General features: G+C 74.8%; 16 protein-coding genes. 5 read left to right on the top strand and 11 right to left on the bottom strand.

Annotation, left to right across the window (positions count from 1 at the left end):
• Positions 1 to 78: 78 nt before the first annotated feature.
• The 6 genes from D9V37_RS08425 to D9V37_RS08450 form a co-directional block, all read right to left on the bottom strand.
• Complete coding sequence (locus D9V37_RS08425; protein WP_121805663.1) at positions 79 to 1,020, bottom strand: cation diffusion facilitator family transporter; 942 nt, start codon at positions 1,018 to 1,020, stop codon at positions 79 to 81.
• Between the two features lie 41 nt (positions 1,021 to 1,061).
• A complete protein-coding gene (locus D9V37_RS08430; RefSeq protein WP_121805904.1) occupies positions 1,062 to 4,592 on the bottom strand; it encodes an ATP-binding cassette domain-containing protein in 3,531 nt (1,176 codons plus the stop codon).
• Between the two features lie 76 nt (positions 4,593 to 4,668).
• Complete coding sequence (locus D9V37_RS20875; RefSeq protein WP_121805664.1) at positions 4,669 to 5,688, bottom strand: SIS domain-containing protein; 1,020 nt, start codon at positions 5,686 to 5,688, stop codon at positions 4,669 to 4,671.
• Positions 5,689 to 5,691: 3 nt separating this feature from the next.
• The gene (locus D9V37_RS08440; protein ID WP_121805665.1) at positions 5,692 to 5,886 is read right to left on the bottom strand and encodes a Trm112 family protein; all 195 of its coding nucleotides are present in this window, start codon (positions 5,884 to 5,886) and stop codon (positions 5,692 to 5,694) included.
• Positions 5,883 to 7,238 carry a phosphomannomutase/phosphoglucomutase gene (locus D9V37_RS08445; protein ID WP_121805666.1) on the bottom strand — a complete coding sequence of 452 codons (1,356 nt, stop codon included), beginning with the start codon at positions 7,236 to 7,238 and terminating at the stop codon, positions 5,883 to 5,885. Before D9V37_RS08445 ends, D9V37_RS08440 begins: the two co-directional genes overlap by 4 nt.
• A gap of 12 nt (positions 7,239 to 7,250) precedes the next feature.
• Positions 7,251 to 7,616 carry a DUF3499 domain-containing protein gene (locus D9V37_RS08450; RefSeq protein WP_232524819.1) on the bottom strand — a complete coding sequence of 122 codons (366 nt, stop codon included), beginning with the start codon at positions 7,614 to 7,616 and terminating at the stop codon, positions 7,251 to 7,253.
• Positions 7,617 to 7,668: 52 nt separating this feature from the next.
• Between D9V37_RS08450 and D9V37_RS08455 the strand changes: the two genes are divergently transcribed.
• Positions 7,669 to 8,103: a metallopeptidase family protein gene (locus D9V37_RS08455; protein ID WP_232524820.1), complete on the top strand. Its 435-nt coding sequence runs from the start codon at positions 7,669 to 7,671 to the stop codon at positions 8,101 to 8,103.
• 7 nt (positions 8,104 to 8,110) lie between these two features.
• Here the strand turns inward: D9V37_RS08455 and D9V37_RS08460 are convergent, their stop codons facing one another.
• From D9V37_RS08460 to D9V37_RS08470, 3 genes are read right to left on the bottom strand one after another with little or no spacing between them, the layout of a single operon-like run.
• A complete protein-coding gene (locus D9V37_RS08460; protein WP_121805667.1) occupies positions 8,111 to 9,505 on the bottom strand; it encodes a DUF5719 family protein in 1,395 nt (464 codons plus the stop codon).
• Positions 9,502 to 12,294, bottom strand: coding sequence for a glycosyltransferase (locus tag D9V37_RS08465; RefSeq protein ID WP_147455899.1), 2,793 nt, complete (start codon positions 12,292 to 12,294; stop codon positions 9,502 to 9,504). The genes D9V37_RS08460 and D9V37_RS08465 overlap by 4 nt, the downstream gene beginning before the upstream one ends.
• A gap of 48 nt (positions 12,295 to 12,342) precedes the next feature.
• Complete coding sequence (locus D9V37_RS08470) at positions 12,343 to 12,600, bottom strand: WhiB family transcriptional regulator (protein ID WP_121805669.1); 258 nt, start codon at positions 12,598 to 12,600, stop codon at positions 12,343 to 12,345.
• Positions 12,601 to 12,773: 173 nt separating this feature from the next.
• Here D9V37_RS08470 and cofD point away from each other — a divergent pair, with 173 nt between their 5' ends.
• From cofD to D9V37_RS08485, 3 genes are read left to right on the top strand one after another with little or no spacing between them, the layout of a single operon-like run.
• Positions 12,774 to 13,787 carry a 2-phospho-L-lactate transferase gene (gene cofD / locus D9V37_RS08475; RefSeq protein WP_121805670.1) on the top strand — a complete coding sequence of 338 codons (1,014 nt, stop codon included), beginning with the start codon at positions 12,774 to 12,776 and terminating at the stop codon, positions 13,785 to 13,787.
• Positions 13,784 to 14,698, top strand: coding sequence for a coenzyme F420-0:L-glutamate ligase (cofE, locus tag D9V37_RS08480; RefSeq protein WP_121805671.1), 915 nt, complete (start codon positions 13,784 to 13,786; stop codon positions 14,696 to 14,698). The genes cofD and cofE overlap by 4 nt, the downstream gene beginning before the upstream one ends.
• Positions 14,676 to 15,398, top strand: a complete 723-nt coding sequence (locus tag D9V37_RS08485; protein WP_121805672.1) for a DUF3105 domain-containing protein — start codon at positions 14,676 to 14,678, stop codon at positions 15,396 to 15,398. Before cofE ends, D9V37_RS08485 begins: the two co-directional genes overlap by 23 nt.
• 70 nt (positions 15,399 to 15,468) lie before the next feature.
• On the opposite strand, the gene D9V37_RS08490 is transcribed toward D9V37_RS08485, so the two are convergent.
• Positions 15,469 to 16,551 (bottom strand): mannose-1-phosphate guanylyltransferase, encoded by a 1,083-nt coding sequence (locus D9V37_RS08490; protein ID WP_121805673.1) that lies wholly within the window; start codon positions 16,549 to 16,551, stop codon positions 15,469 to 15,471.
• A 37-nt stretch (positions 16,552 to 16,588) separates the two neighbouring features.
• Between D9V37_RS08490 and D9V37_RS08495 the strand changes: the two genes are divergently transcribed.
• A complete protein-coding gene (locus tag D9V37_RS08495) occupies positions 16,589 to 17,158 on the top strand; it encodes a TIGR03089 family protein (protein ID WP_121805674.1) in 570 nt (189 codons plus the stop codon).
• A 34-nt stretch (positions 17,159 to 17,192) separates the two neighbouring features.
• On the opposite strand, the gene D9V37_RS08500 is transcribed toward D9V37_RS08495, so the two are convergent.
• Positions 17,193 to 18,017: an ABC transporter ATP-binding protein gene (locus D9V37_RS08500; protein ID WP_121805675.1), complete on the bottom strand. Its 825-nt coding sequence runs from the start codon at positions 18,015 to 18,017 to the stop codon at positions 17,193 to 17,195.
• Between the last annotated feature and the right edge of the window lies 1 nt (position 18,018).

Below are 18,018 nucleotides of genomic sequence, written 5' to 3' on the forward strand. Positions count from 1 at the left end.
AGACGGACGGTGTGCGCCGCGCCGACAGGGGCGCGGGGCGTCTGGCCACGATCTCGTGCGCGAGGCGCGGCCCCGAGTCTACCGGCGGACGTCCGGCTCGACGTAAATCCGGGTCGCGGCGGGTTCGGCGCTGCGCACCGCCGCCTCGGCTCGGTCGATGGCCGCGGCGACGTCGCCGGCGGTCTCGGCGGCCGGCACGGCGACCTTGACCGCCACCAGCAGCTCCTCGGGACCCAGGTGCATCGTGCGCAGGTGGATCACGCCCTCGAGGCCCTCGGTGCCCTCGATCGCGGCGCGGATCCGGCGCTGGGCGTCGGGCGAGGCGGCCTCGCCCAACAGCAGGCTCTTGGTCTCCAGCCCGAGCACCACCGCCACCGCCACCAGCAGCAGGCCGATCAGCGCGGTGCCGGCGACGTCCCAGTACTCCGAGCCGGTGATCAGGCTCAGCCCCACCCCGAGCAGCGCGAAGACCAGGCCGGTCAGCGCGGCGGTGTCCTCGAGCAGGATCACCGGCAGCTCGGGCTCCTTGGCGCGGCGGATGAAGGTGACGTAGGACGCCGAGCCCTTGAGCTTCGCGCTCTCGCGCATCGCGGTGCGGAAGGAGAAGCCCTCCATGCCGATCGCGACGACCAGCACCAGGATCGGCACCCACCACCAGCGCGAGTCGAGGATGGAGTCCTCGGGGTGACCGTGGGCGGCGTGCACCTCGTGGAACTTGTGGTAGGCCTCGTAGAGCGCGAACAACCCGCCCACGGTGAACAGCACCACCGCCACCAAGAAGCCGTAGACGTAGCGCTCGGCACCGTGGCCGAAGGGGTGCTCCTCGTCGGCGTCCTTGCGGGCGGCCTTGCCGCCGCGCAGCAGCAGCAGCTGGTTGCCCGAGTCGGCCACGGAGTGGATCGCCTCGGCCAGCATCGAGGAGGCGCCGGTGAGCAGGAAGGCCAGCAGCTTGGTGACCGCGATGCCGGCGTTGGCCAGCAGCGCGGCCAGCACCGCCTTGGTCCCACCCTCGCTCGACACGGGACCAGACCCTATCCGCCCCTCTCCGCACGGCCCGCCGATCACCCCACGAGGTGCGACCAGTCGCCCTCCAGGTCCGACCACGGCCCGACGGCGGCCACCCGTCCCTCGACCAGGACGACGACCCGGTCGGCCTGGGCCAGTGCGGCCCGCTTCGAGGTGGCGCCGAGCACCGTCGAGCGGCGGGCTCGCAGCGCCGACCAGAGCTCGACCTCCGTGCTCGCATCGAGTGCGCTGGACACGTCGTCGGCGAGGAGGAGGTCGGACTCCGCGGCGAGGGCGCGGGCCAGGGCGAGCCGCTGCACCTGCCCGCCCGAGAGCCGGACGCCGCGGTGGCCCACCAGTGCGTCAGCGCCGCCAGCCTCGCGCACGTCCGCCCCCAGCCGGGCGTCCTCGATGGCCTGCTCCACCGGCCGGTCGTGGTCGAGCCGGATGTTGTCGACGATGCGGCCCGAGAGCACCCGCGGCACCTGCGCGACGTGAGCGACCCGGGAGGGGCGCAGGAACCTCTCGGCGTCGGTGACCGGGGTGTCGTTCCACAGCACCCGGCCCCGGTGCTCGACCAGTCCGGCCAGGGCGGAGAGCAGGCTCGACTTGCCCGAGCCGATCTGGCCCAGCAGCAGCACCAGCTCACCGGTGGCCACTTCGAGGTCGACGTCCTCGACGCCCACGGTGCCGTCCTCGTGCGCCGCGGAGAAGCCGACCAGGCGCAGCCGGCGCAGCGGCTCGCGCTCGGCAGCGGACGGGACGGGTGCGGGCGCCGCGCCGGTCTCCAGGTCGACGCCGGCCGGGAGGTCCATCAGGTCGGTCCCGCCGGCGAGCCGGGCCGTGGCGCGCTGCCAGGACCGCACGCCGGGCGCCTCGGTGATGACCGCGCCGGCGACCTGGCCGAAGTAGGCGAAGCCCGAGAGGGCGGCGGTGATCAGGATCGCGGTGGCCAGGTCCCAGCCGCCGAGCTCGTAGACCGCCCAGGCGACCACGACCCCCAGCTGCACCAGGACCACCGGCATGCCGTCGAGCACGGCCTGCACCCGGTGCTCGCGGATGGCGGCCTCGATGCGGCCGCCGTCGACGCGCCGCAGGTGCTGCTGCACCGCGCGCGTCGCGGCCGCGAGCTTGACGGTGCGGGCGCAGTCGAGGGCGGAGACCAGCGCCCGGCCGAACCCGGCGCGGGCGGTCGAGGAGGCGGCGGCCGAGCGGCCGGCGACGGGACGTCCGGCGGCCGAGGCCGCCGCGGTCAGCACCATCACGGCCAGCAGGACGCCACCGGCGGCCACCGTGCCCGCAGCCAGTGCGGTGACCAGGACCACCACGACACCGTTGCTGGCGTCGATCCAGCGGTCGCCGTAGCGGGCGAACCGGTCGGCGTCCAGCGCCCGCGCGACGACCTCCCCCGCGGGCGTGGGCGGCAGCCGTCGCTGGTCGGTCTGGCCGAGCAGCACCGACATGCGCGCGCGCAGCATCACCTCCACCCACCAACGCGGATATCGACGCAGCGCCACCGTCAGCGCGGGCGGCGCGGCCAGCAGGCTGGCCACCAGGGCCACCAGGAGCAGCACCGGACGCCCACCGCCGTCGACGTCTTGGACCACGCGTCCCCAGACCCACCCCGTGATCGCCCCGGTGGCGCCGGTGAGCACCACGACGAGGAAGACCCCGATGCTGAGCAGTCCCCACCACGGCCGCACCAGCAGGGCGTGCGTGACGCCTCGCGCCAGCGATGGGCCGGTGCCCGGCTCCGGCCGCTCCGGGACCGGGCCCTGGCGGCGCCGCGAGCCGATCTTTGCCGCCGAGGTGCCCTCGTCGGGGGCAGGGATGGTCGCGGCGGGCTCGTCGCGGGCGTCGCGGAGCAGCCGCCGGAACGGGCCGTCGACCGCAGCGATCGCCGCCCGCTCGCCGTGCTGGACGACGCGGCCGCCCTCGAGGACCGCGACCCGGTGGGCGCGTCCGGTGGTGGAGAGCCGGTGCGCGACGAGCAGTCCGGTGCGGCCGGCCAGGAGCCGGTCGGCGGCACGGGCCACGCGCGCCTCGGTGAGCGGGTCCATGCGTGCGGTGGCCTCGTCGAGGACCACGACCCGCACGTCGCGCACCAGCAGCCGCGCGAAGGCGACCAGCTGCTCCTCCCCCGCCGAGAGCGTGGTGCCCCCGGGGCCCAGCAGCGTGTCGAGGCCCTCGGGGAGGCCGGCCACCCACTCGGAGAGGCCGAGGTCGGCCACGGCGGCAACCACCTGGCTCGCCTCGACCGACGCGAAGAGCGTGATGTTCTCGGCCAGGGTGGCGGCCAGGATCTCGGTGCGCTGGGTCACGACGCCGACCGCGGCCCGCAGCCCGGACAGGTCGAGGTCCACGACGTCGACTCCTCCGACGAGCACGGTGCCGGCCTCGGGGTCCACGGCGCGCGAGACCAACGACGCCAGGGTGGACTTGCCCGAGCCGCTGCGACCCACCAGCGCGAGCGTCTCCCCGGCCGGCACCCGCAGCGCGACGTCGTGCAGCGCGAACCCGCCCTCGGGGTAGGCGAAGTGCAGGTCGCGGAACTCGACGCCGACGTCGCCCGTCGGCGCGGGCAGCCCGCCGACGGGCTCGGGCTCCGCGGTGAGCATCTGGCGCAGCCGCACCAGCGCGCCCATGCCGGCCTGCAGGTCGGGCAGGTGGTGGGCGAGCCGGTCGATCTGGCCGACGAAGGTGGTGGTGACCAGGAAGAGCGTCACCAGCCGCGCCACCGAGAGGTCGCCGCCGACGGCGAGCGCCACGCCGGCGACGCCGACCGCGGCCAGCATGCCGTGGAGCAGCAGCCCGGCCCGCCGCGTCATCCGCGACTCGACCAGCAGCACGCGGTAGAAGCGGCGGTGCACCTCCGCGGACAGCTCGGCCAGGCGGCGGACGGCGTAGGGGCGGCCCAGACTGGTGCGCAGGTCGTCGCGTGCGTTGACGGCCTCCTCGAGCGAGGCGGCGTGATCGGTCCAGGCGATCTCCTCGAGGACCTTCAGCCGCGACACCTGGCCCAGCAACGGCCGGACCAGCCGCAAGGTGGCCACGCCCGCCAGCGGGAACAGCACCCAGGCCGGCCACCAGGTCAGGCCCGCGACGATCCACATCGGCAGGATGCTGAACGCGGTCCGCAGCGCCTCCCAGGCCTGGCGCCGCATCAGCGTGCCGACCTCGTGGGTGTCGTCGTCGACCCGGTCGAGGACCTCCCCCACCGCCTGCTCGGAGATGACGGCGAGCGGCTGGCCGAGCGCCGCGGACAGCAGGTCGTCGCGCAGCCGGCCCTCCGCCCGGTCGACCACGCCGGCCCACACGACGCGTCCCAGCGCATCCAGCAGCGCACCGCCCACGACGCACAGCGCCAGCACCAGCACCAGTCGCTGCGTGGGCCCGGCCGCCAGCCGGCCGGCGACGACGGTGCCCAGGACCTCCCCCACCGCCCCCAGCCCCGAGGCAGCCAGCGCGAGCGAGGTCAGCGGCCCCCGCAGCCGGCGCTGGTCCACGGTGCGGTTCGTGTCGTCGGCGCGGTTCGTGTCGTCGGCGCGGTTCGCGTCGTCGGCGCGGATCGAGGTCAGGGTGGACATGGCGGCGCCCACCGTAGGCGGCGGGTCCGACCGGGCGCGCCTCCTTTTCGGTGGACCGGCCCTTCAGTGGACCGGTTCAGCCGACGAGGCCCACGTCGAGGTACGCGGCGGCGTACTGGCCGGTCCCCAGCAGGGCGGCGTAGCGGCCGACCTCGCCCTCGACCTCGCTGGTGACGACCTCGACGCGGACGCCCCGGGAGTCGGCGACCTCGACCAGGCGCTGCCGGTTGGCGCTCACCGCGGGGTCGTCGGCACCGTCGTCGAGCACGACGAGCGAGGGACGCGGGGCCGAGGAGGACTCGTCGGCGAAGGGGTCGGCGAAGACGTCGGCGGGCTGGGCCTGCTCGAGCAGCGGCAGCATCTGCTCGACGTCGCCGGAGACGGCCGTGCGACCCGTGGCCCGGCGGACGGCCTCGGCCACGCGGCGCGCGGCGCGGGCCGCGAGCACGGTGCCGCCCCACACCAGCGGGGTGGTGTCGGCGATGGCGCTGGCCAGCGCCTTGGCCGGGTTGACGGCCAGGTCGCGGAAGGGCGAGCAGGCCACGGCGACCTCGTCGAGCGCGTCGGCCACCGCGTCGCCGCTGGTGAGCGGGGCCAGCTCGAGACGGTGCAGCAGCTCCAGCGCCACCACGGCCGTGGCCAGCTGGTCGCCGGTGACCACGGGCAGCACCGTGGTGTCGCGGCCGGCGGCGTGCTCGGCGACCAGCGAGGAGGCCGGGCAGGCCACCACCAGTGAGCAGCCGCGGCGCACCGCCTCGGCGACGCCGGAGGCGGTCTCGGGGTCGTTGCCGTCGGGGGCCAGCACCACCACCAGGTCGAGGCTGCCGGCCCAGCCGGGCAGCCGGGGCGCGGGCCAGGCCACGAAGGGCACCGGGCACCACGGCTCCAGCACGGCGCGCAGCAGCCGGGAGTCCGGACCGGCGGCGATGACCGCGCGGGGGCGGGCCCCGCCGAGCCGCTCCGCGCCCACCGAGACCGCCTCCGCGGCGGCCACCGCCTCGCGGCGCACGCGCGAGCCGGCCTCGGCCAGGTGACGCAGCCGCAGGTCGGCGCGACGCAGCGCGGACTCGTCGTCGAGCAGGCTGTCGTCGAACATCTCTCAGGCCGGCTTGCGCGCCTCGTCGACCAGCAGGATCGGGATGTCGCCCTGCGGGTCGGTGTGGACGGGGTAGGCGTAGCCGCAGTCGCCGCCGGGGTCGGTGCACACCAGCTCGGTGGCGGCCTCGTCGACGCGCAGCGCGCCACGGCAGTGGGGGCAGACGACGATCTCCAGCAGCTGCGGGTCGAGGTTCACTGTTCTCTCCTGATGGTCGCCAGCACCCGGTCGCGGACCTCGGTCATCGTGGCCTCGTCGCGACCCTCGACGTTGAGCCGCAGCAGCGGCTCGGTGTTCGAGGGTCGCACGTTGAAGAAGCCGCCGGGGAAGCTCACCGTCATGCCGTCGAGGAAGTCGACCTCGGCGTCGGACCACTCCTGCTCGATCCGGGCCATCACCGCCTGCGCGTCGGGGACGGTGGAGTTGATCTCCCCCGACGCCACGTAGCGCGCGTAGGGCGCGAGCAGCGCCGAGAGCGGCTGGTCGGTCCCGGCGAGCGCCGAGAGGGCGTGCAGCGCGGCCAGCATCCCGGAGTCGGCACGCCAGAAGTCCCGGAAGTAGAAGTGGCCGGAGTGCTCGCCGCCGAAGACGGCGTCGGTCTCGGCCATCGTCGCCTTGATGAAGGAGTGCCCCACCCGCGTACGCACCGGGGTGCCACCGAGCTCGGTGACGATCTCGGGCACGGCGCGGGAGGTGATGAGGTTGTGGATCACCGCCGAGCCGGGCGACTTGGCCAGCTCGCGGGCCGCGATCAGCCCGGTCAGCACCGAGGGGTCGACGAGCTCGCCGCGCTCGTCGACCAGGAAGCAGCGGTCGGCGTCGCCGTCGAAGGCCAGCCCGATGTCGGCCCCGGTCTCGCGGACCTTGGCCTGCAGGTCCACCAGGTTGGCGGCGTCGATCGGGTTCGCCTCGTGGTTCGGGAACGAGCCGTCGAGCTCGTAGTACATCGGCACCACGTCGAGGTCGAGCCGGCCGAGCACCTCCGGCGCGGTGAGCCCGGCCATGCCGTTGCCGGCGTCGACGACGACCTTCAGCCGGCGCCCGGAGACCGGTGCGAGCGAGAGCAGGTGGTCGGCGTAGGCGCCGAGCAGGTCCTGCTCGGTGGTCTCGCCGGGCGGGGCGTTGTCGGGGACGTCGTCGGCGGCCACCCGGTCGCGGATCTCGGCCAGGCCGGTCTCCAGCCCGATCGGCACCGCGTTCGCGCGGCACATCTTGATGCCGTTGTACTGCGCGGGGTTGTGGCTGGCGGTGAACATCGCACCTGGCACCCCCAGGTGGCCCGAGGCGAAGTAGAGGCCGTCGGTGGAGCACAGCCCGATCAGCACCACCGAGGTGCCCACCGCGTTGGCGCCCTCGGCGAACGCCGCGGCCATGCCGGGCGAGGAGGGCCGCATGTCGTGTCCCACCACGACCTCGCGGGCGCCGGTGACGGCGGCGAAGGCGCGGCCCACGGCGCGGGCGAGGTCCTCGTCGAGCTGGTCGGGCACCGTGCCGCGCACGTCGTAGGCCTTGAACAGGGCTCGGAGGTTGTCCGGGTCCAGCGTGGTCATGCGAGGAGTCTGTCAGGCGTCCGCGTCGCGCAGGACGCGCAGGTGTCCGCGACGTCCCACCTCGCGGGTGCCGCCGTCGGGCTCCGGCGGTCGCACCGGCCGGCCGGCCTCGCGCACCAGGTCGGCCAGCGCCAGCAGGTCGTCGCTGCTGGGCCCGGCGGCGGCCGGGTCGGGGGCCAGCCGGATGACCTCCCAGCCGCGGGGCGCGGAGAGCCGCTCGCTGTGCGCCTCGCACAGGTCGTAGGCGTGCGGCTCGGCATAGGTGGCCAACGGCCCGAGCACCGCCGTGGAGTCGGCGTAGTTGTAGGTCAGGGTCGAGACCGCCGGGTGGCCGCACGCGGTGCGCGAGCACCGGCGGTCCAGGCGGTGCACGGTCACGGACGGGGACGCTACCCCGGCGCGGGCCCGGCGGCGCCTAGGCTCGCTGGTCGTGCGAGGAATCGGCAGGGACCGTCACGGACGCGGCCGGCGGGGTCCCGACCTGCTGCCCACGCCGCTGGCACCGGACGGCGTCCCCCGCGACCGCACCCGCGGGGAGGCGTTCGACGCCTTGGCCCTGGCCGTGCTGGAGGACCTCGAGGAGCGCTACGACGGCAGCCTGCCGCCGCTGGACCTGGCGGTGGAGGAGATCCCGGTGCTGCCGCCGGACTGGTCCTCCTCGCGCGTGCCGCTGGGCTCCCAGGTCGCCCCGCGGGGTCCCGACCCGGCGCGGATCGTGCTGTTCCGGCGCCCGATCGAGCACCGCGCGGAGTCCCGCGCCGACCTGGCCGCGGTGGTGCTGGCCGTCATCGTCGAGCAGGTCTCCGAGCTGACCGGCATCGCTCCCCACGAGCTGCACCCGGACTACCCCGACGACGAGGACTAGGCACGGCCTACGACATTGGCCGGACCTCGGGCACGCGCAGCGCCGCGAGCACCGGACTGAGCGGGAGCGCGGCGTAGGCGGTGCCGTCGGCGATCTGCACCGAGCCGACCACCTGCCCGCGCGAGGAGACCACGACCGAGACCGCGCGGGCGCTGATCGGCGTGGCGAGGGTGCTGCGCGCCGGGACCGAGAGGTAGCGACGGCTCAGCCGGCTGCCGTCGGCGGCGAGCTCGGAGATGGCCACGCGACCGGCACGCCGGTCGGCGGTCACCACCAGCGTGCGCCGGCCCGCCGACGGCAGCGCCGCGGCGGCGGGTCCCTCCCAGTGGACCCCGGGCACGGCGTGGAAGAGGTCGGTCTTGCCGGGCACGAGGTAGCCGGCCGTGATCGGCCCGCCGGCGTCGACGATCAGAGCCGTCCCGGCGTTCTTGACCTGGTCGCCCAGCGGCACGGTGACGGCCGCTCCTGCCGGCACCGACGTCGGCCCGGCGCCGGTGGGATCGGAGGTGCCGTCCTCGCCGCTGAGCCGCACCCGGGCCACCACCGCCGAGCTGCCGGGGTTGAACAGCACCAGCGACCCGCCCGGCCGCAGCGCCGAGGGCAGCGAGGCGGCGTCGGTGGGGGCGTCCTGGGCGTCGGGCGGCGGCAGCCCGGAGAGCACCAGGTGACGGGCGGGGGCGAGCAGGTCGGGGATCCACTCGGTGGTGGGCTGCGCCTTGGGGTCGAGTACGTCGAGGGTGTGGTCGGCCAGGTCGGCCACCACCAGGCCGCGGGAGGCCTGCACGTGGACCACCAGGTTGCCTTCAGCGGGGGCCGCGTCGGCGAGCGCGACCTCCTTGGTGCCGCCGGGACGGACGGTGATGCCGCGCAGACCGGCGCCCTGCACGACGCCGTCGGGTCCCCAGACGGACACGTCGACGACAGCCGCGCCCGGTCGCGGGTTGACCAGCTCGACGGTGGAGTAGTGCGCGGGCGAGGCGCCGGCGCCGCTGAACCACCACGACGCCCGCGGCGAGCTGCAGCGGCTCACGCCGTGGGCGTAGGTGCCGCCGGTCTGCTCGCGGCTGCCGAAGATGCCGCGGGTGGACTGGTTGCGGGCCACGACGCTCAGCGGCGAGCGGCCGGGCGTGCCGATCTCGGCCACCTGCCCGGCCTGCACGGCCAGCGGTCGCTCGCCCGCCACCACCGAGCCCCCGCTGGGCGTGCCCGGCAGCAGGCCCACGTGGCTGAGCGTGTCGGCGTCGGCGGAGGAGGGACACACCAGCTGTCGTACCTGGGGCGTGACGATGGACTGTCCGCGCAGGTGCGGGGTCGACGTCGGCCGGGCCTGCCCGGCGAACAGGGTGGCCAGGGCGGTCACCACCACGGCGGCGACCAGCCAGGCCAGCGGACGCAGCCTCATCGGCGCACCCGCCTCGACGGCATGGTGAGCACGATCGCCGCGACGATGGCCAACCCCTGCAGCACCACCAGCACGAGGTGGAACGGCTGGCCGTCGTGGTCGGTGGCGCTCAGGGTGGGCGTGTCCTGCAGACGCCAGGAGGCGTCGTGGCGGGTGGCGCCGCTCGCGCGGGAGAACCCGGGGGCCGCGTCGAAGGCCGCCGAGACGCGACGGCTCACCGGCGCCCGCGCGTACACGTAGGCCACGCCGTAGGCCGCGAGGCTGCGCGCGTCGGCCGGCTGCGGGTCGGCCAGCAGCCGGCGCAGGACGCCCCGCAGCGCCGGGTCGGGCGCGGTGAGGGCCGCGATGGCGTCGTCGCCGACGGGCAGCGGGCCGTCGCGCAGCACCTCGTAGCGCACGCCCTGGGCCCGGCCGCCTCGCAGCTGCAGCACACCGCTGGCGTCGTGGGTAGCGGACAGGTCGCTCATGTAGGCCGGCGGTCCCGCCACCGGTCCGCGCTCCAGCGGGCCGGAGATGCCGGCGACGGCCCACCAGGCGAGGCCGCCCACCACGCTGAACGCGGCCAGGACCCCGCCCAGCAGCCCGGCCGGCCGGCGCCACCCGCCGGCACGGACCTCGGTCAGCAGTCCGTCGCCGGCCACCACCACGGCGCCGACGAGCCCGGCCTGGAGCACCAGCAGCCCGAAGCCCGTCCAGGGGTGGACCGCCGACGTCAGCCCGGGAAGCCGCACGCTCACCGTGGCCGTCAGGGCCGCCACCAGGGCGCCGGCTGCGGCGACGCCCCAGGCCACGGCCACCCGGCCATGGCGCTGCTCGCGCAGACCGGCGAGGAGCGCGGCCACCAGCAGGCCCGCGCCCAGCCACCACGGCGCCGCTCCGGGCCCGCCGGGGCGGCCCAGCAGCAGCCGCAGCGCGTCCTCCGAGGCCGGCAGCGCGCCGGCCACGCCGGCCTCGAGCAGGAGGGACCCGGGGTGCTGCAGCGCTCCGGCGGCCCAGGGCAGGAGCAGCGCGACGGGGGCCACGAGCACGACCACGGGGCCCGCCCACCAGCCCGGTCGCCGCACGATCAGCACGACCGCGACCAGCAGCGCCACCAGCCAGGCCGTGGGCGCGAAAGCGCAGGTCAGCGCCAGGCCGACCGCCGTACGCCAGACCGCCCGCCAGCGACGCTCGCGCTCGGGGCGCGCCAGGCCGAGCGCCGAGGTGGCCGCCCACGGCAGCAGCAGCCCGCCGACGACCGTGCCCAGCCGGCCCTGGGCGTAGGCCCCGGCGACGACGGGCGCGAGCGCGTACGCGGTGGCGCCGACGAACGCCGCGGCCCAGCCGTCGGTGACGCGGCGGAAGAACCGCAGCGCCGAGAGGGCGGTGAGCGGCACGCCGAGGACGAACAGCACCCAGATGACGGCGCCGGCATGACCCAGGGTCAGCACCCCGAGCACGGCCAGCACGAGCACGTAGCCGGGTGCCGGCGCCGACGAGCCGGTGCCGAGGTCGTGGTGGGCCGACCACCACGCCGACCACCAGTGGCCGGTGCCCGCGGGCGCCGCCGGGAGCGCACCGCCGTGCAGCGGGCCGCCGTGCAGCAGGTCGCGAGCGGCCACCAGGGCCAGCACGAAGCCGCCGACGATGAGCCAGGTGCGCGGGCTGCGCAGCACCAGGGCGACCAGCCCGGGCTCCTGGGAGGACTCGACGTCGTCGACGTCGACCTGGTGGGCCGTGCGGACGGTGCGCCCGCCCACCGACTCGCGCCCCAGGTCGACCAGGGCGGAGAAGAAGTCGCCGACGTTGTCGAGCAGGTGCCGCAGCGGCAGCCAGGGCGGGGCGAGCAGGTGGCGCACCTCGCTGTGCCCGACGACGGCCGTGCGCTGGCGGGCGCGGCGGGCGGCGGCGATGCGGCGAGGGGCGAAGACCGTGGAGCCGAGGGCGACCAGCTCGTCCCAGGCCTCCAGCGGCGCCCGGATCAGCAGGAAGCCGAGGGCGCGCAGCAGGCCGAGCACGCCCAGCCGTAGCGACTGCAGCGCCCAGCCGCGTCCGGTGCCGTTGGCCAGCAGCGTGTAGATCGCGCCCGCGCGCTCCTGGCGGTGATGCAGCTCGGCCAGCCGCGAGGCGCGCTGCCCGCGGTGGGCGGCCTCGACGTGGAAGCAGACCGCCTCGGGCACGACCATCGTGGAGTACCCGGCGCGGGCGGCCCGCCAGCCGAAGTCCAGGTCGTTGCCGTAGACGGGCAGCGAGCGGTCGAAGCCGAGGTGCTCGAGCACGTCGCGTCGCACCAGCATCCCGGCGGTGTTGACCGCCAGCACCACCCGTCGCCGGTCGTGCTGGCCCTGGTCGTACTCGCCGCGCTCCAGGCCGGTCTCGCGGCGGCCGGTGCCGGAGATGGTGACCCCCATCTCCAGGAGCCGTCGCAGCGAGGGCCACTCGCGCAGCTTGGGGCCGAGGACGGCCACGTCGGGGTGGCGGTGGGCGGCCTCGAGCAGCAGCGCCAGCGCGTCGGGGGCGGGGGCGCTGTCGTCGTGCAGGATCCAGACCCAGCCCGGGTGCGGGTCGCTCGGCGGCGGGGCGGGGATACGCGCCAGGCCCGCGCGGACGCTCTCGGCCCACGGCGTCGCGGCGCCGAGCTGCTCGACGTCCCAGCCGCTGGTCCGCAGGGCGGTGACCGACCCGTCGCGAGACCCCGTGTCGATCGCGACCCGGTGGTCGATCGGGTGCGTCTGCTGCTCCACACCGGCCAGCACGGCCGGGAGCCAGCGCTCGCCGTTGTGGCTGACGAGCAGGACGGAGACGGGCACGGCGGCCACCCTAGGGGGACCCCGGGCGGCCCCCCGAATCGAGATCGATCAGACCGCGCGCTTCTTCAGCTTGCGGCGCTCGCGCTCGGACAGACCACCCCAGATGCCGAACCGCTCGTCGTTGCCGAGCGCGTACTCCAGGCACTCATCGCGCACGTCGCAGGTCAGGCAGACCCGCTTGGCCTCCCGCGTGGAGCCGCCCTTCTCGGGGAAGAACGCCTCCGGGTCGGTCTGGGCGCACAAGGCGCGCTCCTGCCAACCGTTGTCCTCGCCGTCGTCGTCGGCGAGCAGGTAGAGCTCTCTCACTGGTACGCCCCTTCGACCCCTCGGCTACCCCGTGGGAGCGCCGTTGTTGAATGGTTCCTCGATTCGCACGCCGCGTCGTTGACGAGTCGAACCACAGTGGTGTGATTACATGCCTGTCGCTTCGCGGTGTCAAGCGGGCGACCGGGCGGTCCAGCCGTGCGGGAAGGTCCGAAATGTCGCTGAAACAGCTGCCGCGCCGCGTCACCGTCCTCTCCGGCGGGGTCGGCGGGGCCCGCTTCCTGCAGGGTGTCCTGCGGCTGCGGGAGCGCTCCGGGAGCGCCACCGAGGTCACCGTGGTGGCCAACACCGGCGACGACATCTGGATCCACGGCCTCAAGGTCTGCCCCGATCTCGACACCGTGATGTACACCCTCGGCGACGGGATCGACCCCGAGCGCGGCTGGGGGCGCACGGGTGAGACCTGGCACGCCAAGGAGGAGCTGGCGGCCTACGGGGTGGAGCCGACCTGGTTCGGACTCGGCGACCGCGACATCGCCACCCACCTGGTGCGCACCCAGATGCTCGACGCCGGCTACCCGCTCTCCGCGGTCACCGAGGCGCTGTGCCGGCGCTGGCTCTCCCCCGTCCTCGGCGACGGGCTGCGGCTGCTGCCGATGACCGACGACCGCACCGAGACCCACATCGTCATCACCGACCCCGACGGCGGGGAGCGTCGCGCCGTGCACTTCCAGGAGTACTGGATCCGCCACCGCGCCGAGGTGCCCGCCCACGAGGTCGTCGTCATCGGGCTGCCCGACGCCAAGCCCGCCCCGGGGGTCCTCGAGGCGCTGCTCGAGACCGACCTGGTGCTGCTGCCGCCCTCCAACCCGGTGGTCTCGATCGCCCCGATCCTCGACGTGCCCGGCATCCGCGACGCCGTGCGCACCACCTCGGCGCCGGTGGTGGGCGTCTCGGGCATCGTCGGCGGCGACCACGTGCGCGGCATGGCCCGGCAGCTGCTCGGGGTGCGCGGGGTGGAGGTCTCGGCCGCCGGCGTCGGGCTCCACTACGGCGCCCGCAAGGCCGACGGGGTGCTGGACGGCTGGCTGGTCGACACCGTCGACGCCGACGCGCTGGACCCCCTGCACAGCGCCGGGATCGCCGCGGCGGCCGTGCCACTGATGATGACCGACCATGACGCGACGGCCGACATGGTGCAGGCGGCGCTCGAGCTCGTCCTGCCGTGATCAGCTGCTGGGCGCCCGAGGGCGTCGGCGAGGTCCGCGAGGGTGACGACCTGGTCGCGCTGGTCGTCGGCGCGGTGCCCGACCTGGCCGACGGCGACGTCGTCGTGCTCACCAGCAAGATCCTCAGCAAGGCCGAGGGCCGCACCTCCACCCGGCCGCGCGAGGACGTGATCGCCGACGAGACGGTGCGCGAGGTCGCCCGCCGCGGGCCGGTGCGCATCGTGGAGAACCACCTGGGCCTGGTGATGGCCGCCGGCGGCGTCGACGCCTCCAACGTCGAGCCGGGCACCGTGCTGCTGCTCCCCCGCGACCCCGACGCCAGCGCCCGCTCCGTGCGCGAGGGGCTGCTCGCCCGCACCGGGCGCAACGTGGCCGTGATCGTCACCGACACCGCCGGCCGGGCCTGGCGGCTGGGGCAGACCGACCTGGCCATCGGCGCCGCCGGGCTGCTGCCGCTGGACGACCACGCCGGTCGCACCGACGGCTACGGCAACCCGCTCGCCGTCACCGCCCCCGCCGTCGTCGACGAGATCGCCGCGGCCGCCGAGCTGGTGGCCGGCAAGACCTCCGGGCGTCCGCTCAGCGTCGTCCGGGGTCTCGCGCAGCGGGTGCTGGCCGCCGGCGACCACGGCCCCGGGGCGCGGATGCTCGTGCGCCCCGCGAGCGAGGACATGTTCGGTCTCGGCGCCCGCGAGGCCGTCGTCGCCGCGGTGGCGCGCCGCCAGTCGACCTCGTTCGGACGCCGCGCCTCAGCCGGCGAGCTCGCCGAGGTGCTCGCCGATCTCGGGCTGGAGGCGGGCTCCCCGCTGGCCGCCGTGGTGGCGCACGCGTACGGCTGGGAGGGGTCCGTAGACTTCGCCCGTCCCGGAGCCCGTCAGAAAGAGACCCGTGGCCAAGCAGAAGAACGTTGACCGCAAGGCACGCATCGAGGCGATGCGTCGTGAGCAGCAGCGCAAGGAACGGCTGCGCACCTGGGGAGTCCTCGGGGTGTGCGGCGTCGTCGTCGTCGCGCTGCTCTCCGTCGTGGCGGTGAAGCTGGTCAAGCAGCACCAGGAGGACGAGCGCATCGCCGGCAAGCCGCTGGCGAAGATGGGCGTCGCCGCCTCCGCCGCGTCGTGCTCCTCGCCCAAGACCGAGGACGCCAGCGGCAGCGGCCAGCACGTCACCCCGCCGACCGTCATCGACTACGCGACCGCTCCCCCGGCGTACGGCAAGCACTGGGGCAACTACCTCAGCGGCTCGGAGATCAAGACCTTCTACTCCCGCCAGGACGTCCCCGAGATCGAGCGGCTCGTCCACAGCCTCGAGCACGGCCACACGATCCTCTGGTACGACGACACCGTGAAGCAGGGATCGGCCGACTACAAGGCGATGCAGGCGATGGCCACCAAGCTCGGCCTGGACAGCTACTTCATGGTCGCGCCGTACATCAAGGCCAAGGACGGCAACCACTCGTTCCCCGCCGGCAAGCACGTCGCGCTGACCCACTGGACCGGCCCCGACGACCAGAAGGGCGTGTGGCAGTACTGCGCCCGCCCCAGCGGCAGCGTGGTGCAGGACTTCGTGAAGAAGTACCCCAAGACCAACGCCCCGGAGCCCGGCGCGGCCTGAGCCGGCGGCTCGTGTGCTCAAGTGGCCGCTCCAGCGACCGCTCGAGCACTCGAGCCGGTGACGGGGCCTCCTAGGTCAGCTCCCCCAGCTCTCGCTGTCGCAGCTCGGCGACCACGTGCTTGACGTCCTGGGCGCGGTCGCGGGTGGTGACCAGGAGGGCGTCGCCGGTGTCGACCACGACGACGTCGTCCAGGCCGACGACGGCCACGGCGCGGTCGCCGGGGACGACGAGGCCGGAGGCGTCGACCATGACGACGCGGGCGGGGTCGCCGAGGACGGCGGTGCCGGGGGTGCCGTCGAGGGCGGGGATGAGCTCGCCGAGGGACGCGAAGTCGCCGACGTCGTCCCAGCCGAAGGGCCCGGGCACCACGGCGACGCGGCCGGCGGCGGCGGCGGGCTCGGCGACGGCGTGGTCGATGGCGATCTTCTCCAGCGTCGGCCAGACCTCCTCCAGGCACGAGGGGTCGGCGGCGATGCGCCGCAGCCCGGCGGCCAGGTCGCGGTGTTGCTCGGCGAGCAGGTCGAGCAGCACGGAGGCGCGCACGACGAACATGCCGGCGTTCCAGCGGTACCCGGCCTCGACGTAGGTCGCGGCCCGGGCGGCGTCGGGCTTCTCGACGAACTCCGCGACCGACCGCGCGGTCGGGTAGCCGGCCAGGGCGGCACCGGGGCGGATGTAGCCGAACGCGGTCGACGGCGAGCGCGGGTCGATGCCGATGGTGACCAGCAGCCCGGTGTCGGCGACGTCGGCGGCCTCGCCGACGCAGGCGCGGAAGGCCTCGGCGTCGTCGATGACGTGGTCGGCGGCGAAGGAGCCGATCAGGCCGTCGGGGTCGTCGCGCTCGACGGTGGCGGCGGCCAGGCCGATGGCGGCCATGGAGTCGCGCGGGGAGGGCTCGGCGACGACCTGGGCCGGCTGCAGCTCGGGGAGCTGCTCGCGCACCGCCGCCTGGTGCACCGCGCCGGTGACCACCAGCGCGCGGTGGCCGACCAGCGGCACCAGCCGGTCCACCGTGCCCTGGATCAGGGTGCGGCCCGTGCCGGTCAGGTCGTGCAGGAACTTCGGCGACCCGGCTCGCGAGAGCGGCCAGAGCCGGGTGCCGGCGCCGCCGGCGGGGACGACCACCCAAAGACGGTCCACGGCAGAGGTCATGGCGCCGATCCTTTCATCAGGTCCCTACGGTGATCTCGTGCCATCCTTCGCAGACGTCCTGCAGCGCCGGCTGCGTACCGACCCGGGCCAGCCGCTGGTGACCTTCTACGACGAGGCCACCGGCGAGCGCACCGAGCTGTCGGTGACCACCTACGCCAATTGGGTGGCCAAGACCGCCGGCGTGCTCGTCGACGACCTCGGTCTCGACGCCGGCGACGCCATCGGCCTCGAGCTGCCGCCGCACTGGCTGGTGCCGGTCTTCGAGGGCGCCGCGCTAACCGTCGGCCTCACGCTCGACGACGCCGCCGGCACCGTGGTCGGCACCACGCCCGAGGCCACCCTCTTCTGCGCGCTGCTGCCCTTCGCCGTGCCGGCCCGCGAGCCCGTGGCCACGCTGGACTTCGGCACGCTCTGGCCGAGCCAGCCCGACGTCTTCCTCGGCGTCGCCGACGCCACCCCGCTCGAGGTCGCGTCCGAGGCGGGTCGCGTGCTCGGCGACCCGGGCCGGTTCCTGGGCCTGCTGGCCGGGGGCGGGTCGCTGGTCATCGTCGTCCACGCCGACGACGAGCGCACCGAGGCGATCCGGGCAGCCGAGCGGGCCGGCTAGCTGACGGCCCCTCGCGAGCTCGGGGAGCGGGCGGTCAGATCTCGGCGCCGAGCGCGGAGTCGGCCAGCGCGCTGATGCCGTTCTTGTCGCCGGGGGCGTCCGGCTCCTCGTCGTCGTAGTGGAGGAACTTGATGCCGCCCTCGACGCTGCCGCCGTCGACCAGCTTGGAGTCGTAGTTGAGGTGGCCGCCCTCGAGCACGAGGATCCGGTCGCACATGTGCTGCACCGACGCCGCCGCGTGGCTGACGTAGAAGATCGTGGTGCCCTGCTGGCGGATCTCCTGCATCTTCGCCATGCACTTGACCTTGAACGGCTTGTCACCGACCGCGAGCACCTCGTCGGCCAAGAAGATGTCGGCGTCGACGTGGATGGCGATCGAGAAGCCCAGCCGCGCGCTCATGCCGGAGGAGTAGTGCGAGACCGGCGTGTCGAGGAAGCGGCCGATGTCGGCGAAGTCGACGATCTCGTCGAACTTGCGGTGGGTCTCGGCCTCGCTCATGCCGAGGATGGCGGCGTTGAGGAAGAGGTTGTCGCGACCGGAGAGCTGCGGGTGGAAGCCCGCACCGGTAGCGATCAGGCCGGCCACGCGGCCCCGGGTCTTGACCGTGCCGGAGTCGGGCTTGAGCACGCCGTTGATCAGCGTGAGCAGCGTCGACTTGCCCGAGCCGTTGAGTCCCATCAGGCCCACCGACTCGCCCTGCTCGACCTCGAAGTTGATGTCGGTCAGCGCTTGGAAGGTCTCGCTGAGCGGCAGCCCGCGCACCTTCGCGACCATGATCTGCTTGAGGCTGCGGTGGTAATGCATCGTGAAGATCTTGCTGACGTCGTCCACCACGATCGAGGTGTTCGAGGAGACCATC

This window comes from Nocardioides mangrovicus (assembly GCF_003674065.1).
Taxonomy (GTDB): domain Bacteria; phylum Actinomycetota; class Actinomycetes; order Propionibacteriales; family Nocardioidaceae; genus Marmoricola; species Marmoricola mangrovicus.

Coding starts and splice junctions, on each gene's coding strand:
- D9V37_RS08430 (WP_121805904.1), bottom strand. CDS start 4,592: ATGTCCACCCTGACCTCGATCCGCGCCGACGACGCGAACCGCGCCGAC.
- cofD (WP_121805670.1), top strand. CDS start 12,774: ATGTCGCTGAAACAGCTGCCGCGCCGCGTCACCGTCCTCTCCGGCGGG.
- D9V37_RS08460 (WP_121805667.1), bottom strand. CDS start 9,505: ATGAGGCTGCGTCCGCTGGCCTGGCTGGTCGCCGCCGTGGTGGTGACC.
- D9V37_RS08445 (WP_121805666.1), bottom strand. CDS start 7,238: ATGACCACGCTGGACCCGGACAACCTCCGAGCCCTGTTCAAGGCCTAC.
- D9V37_RS20875 (WP_121805664.1), bottom strand. CDS start 5,688: ATGTTCGACGACAGCCTGCTCGACGACGAGTCCGCGCTGCGTCGCGCC.
- D9V37_RS08500 (WP_121805675.1), bottom strand. CDS start 18,017: ATGGTCTCCTCGAACACCTCGATCGTGGTGGACGACGTCAGCAAGATC.
- D9V37_RS08490 (WP_121805673.1), bottom strand. CDS start 16,551: ATGACCTCTGCCGTGGACCGTCTTTGGGTGGTCGTCCCCGCCGGCGGC.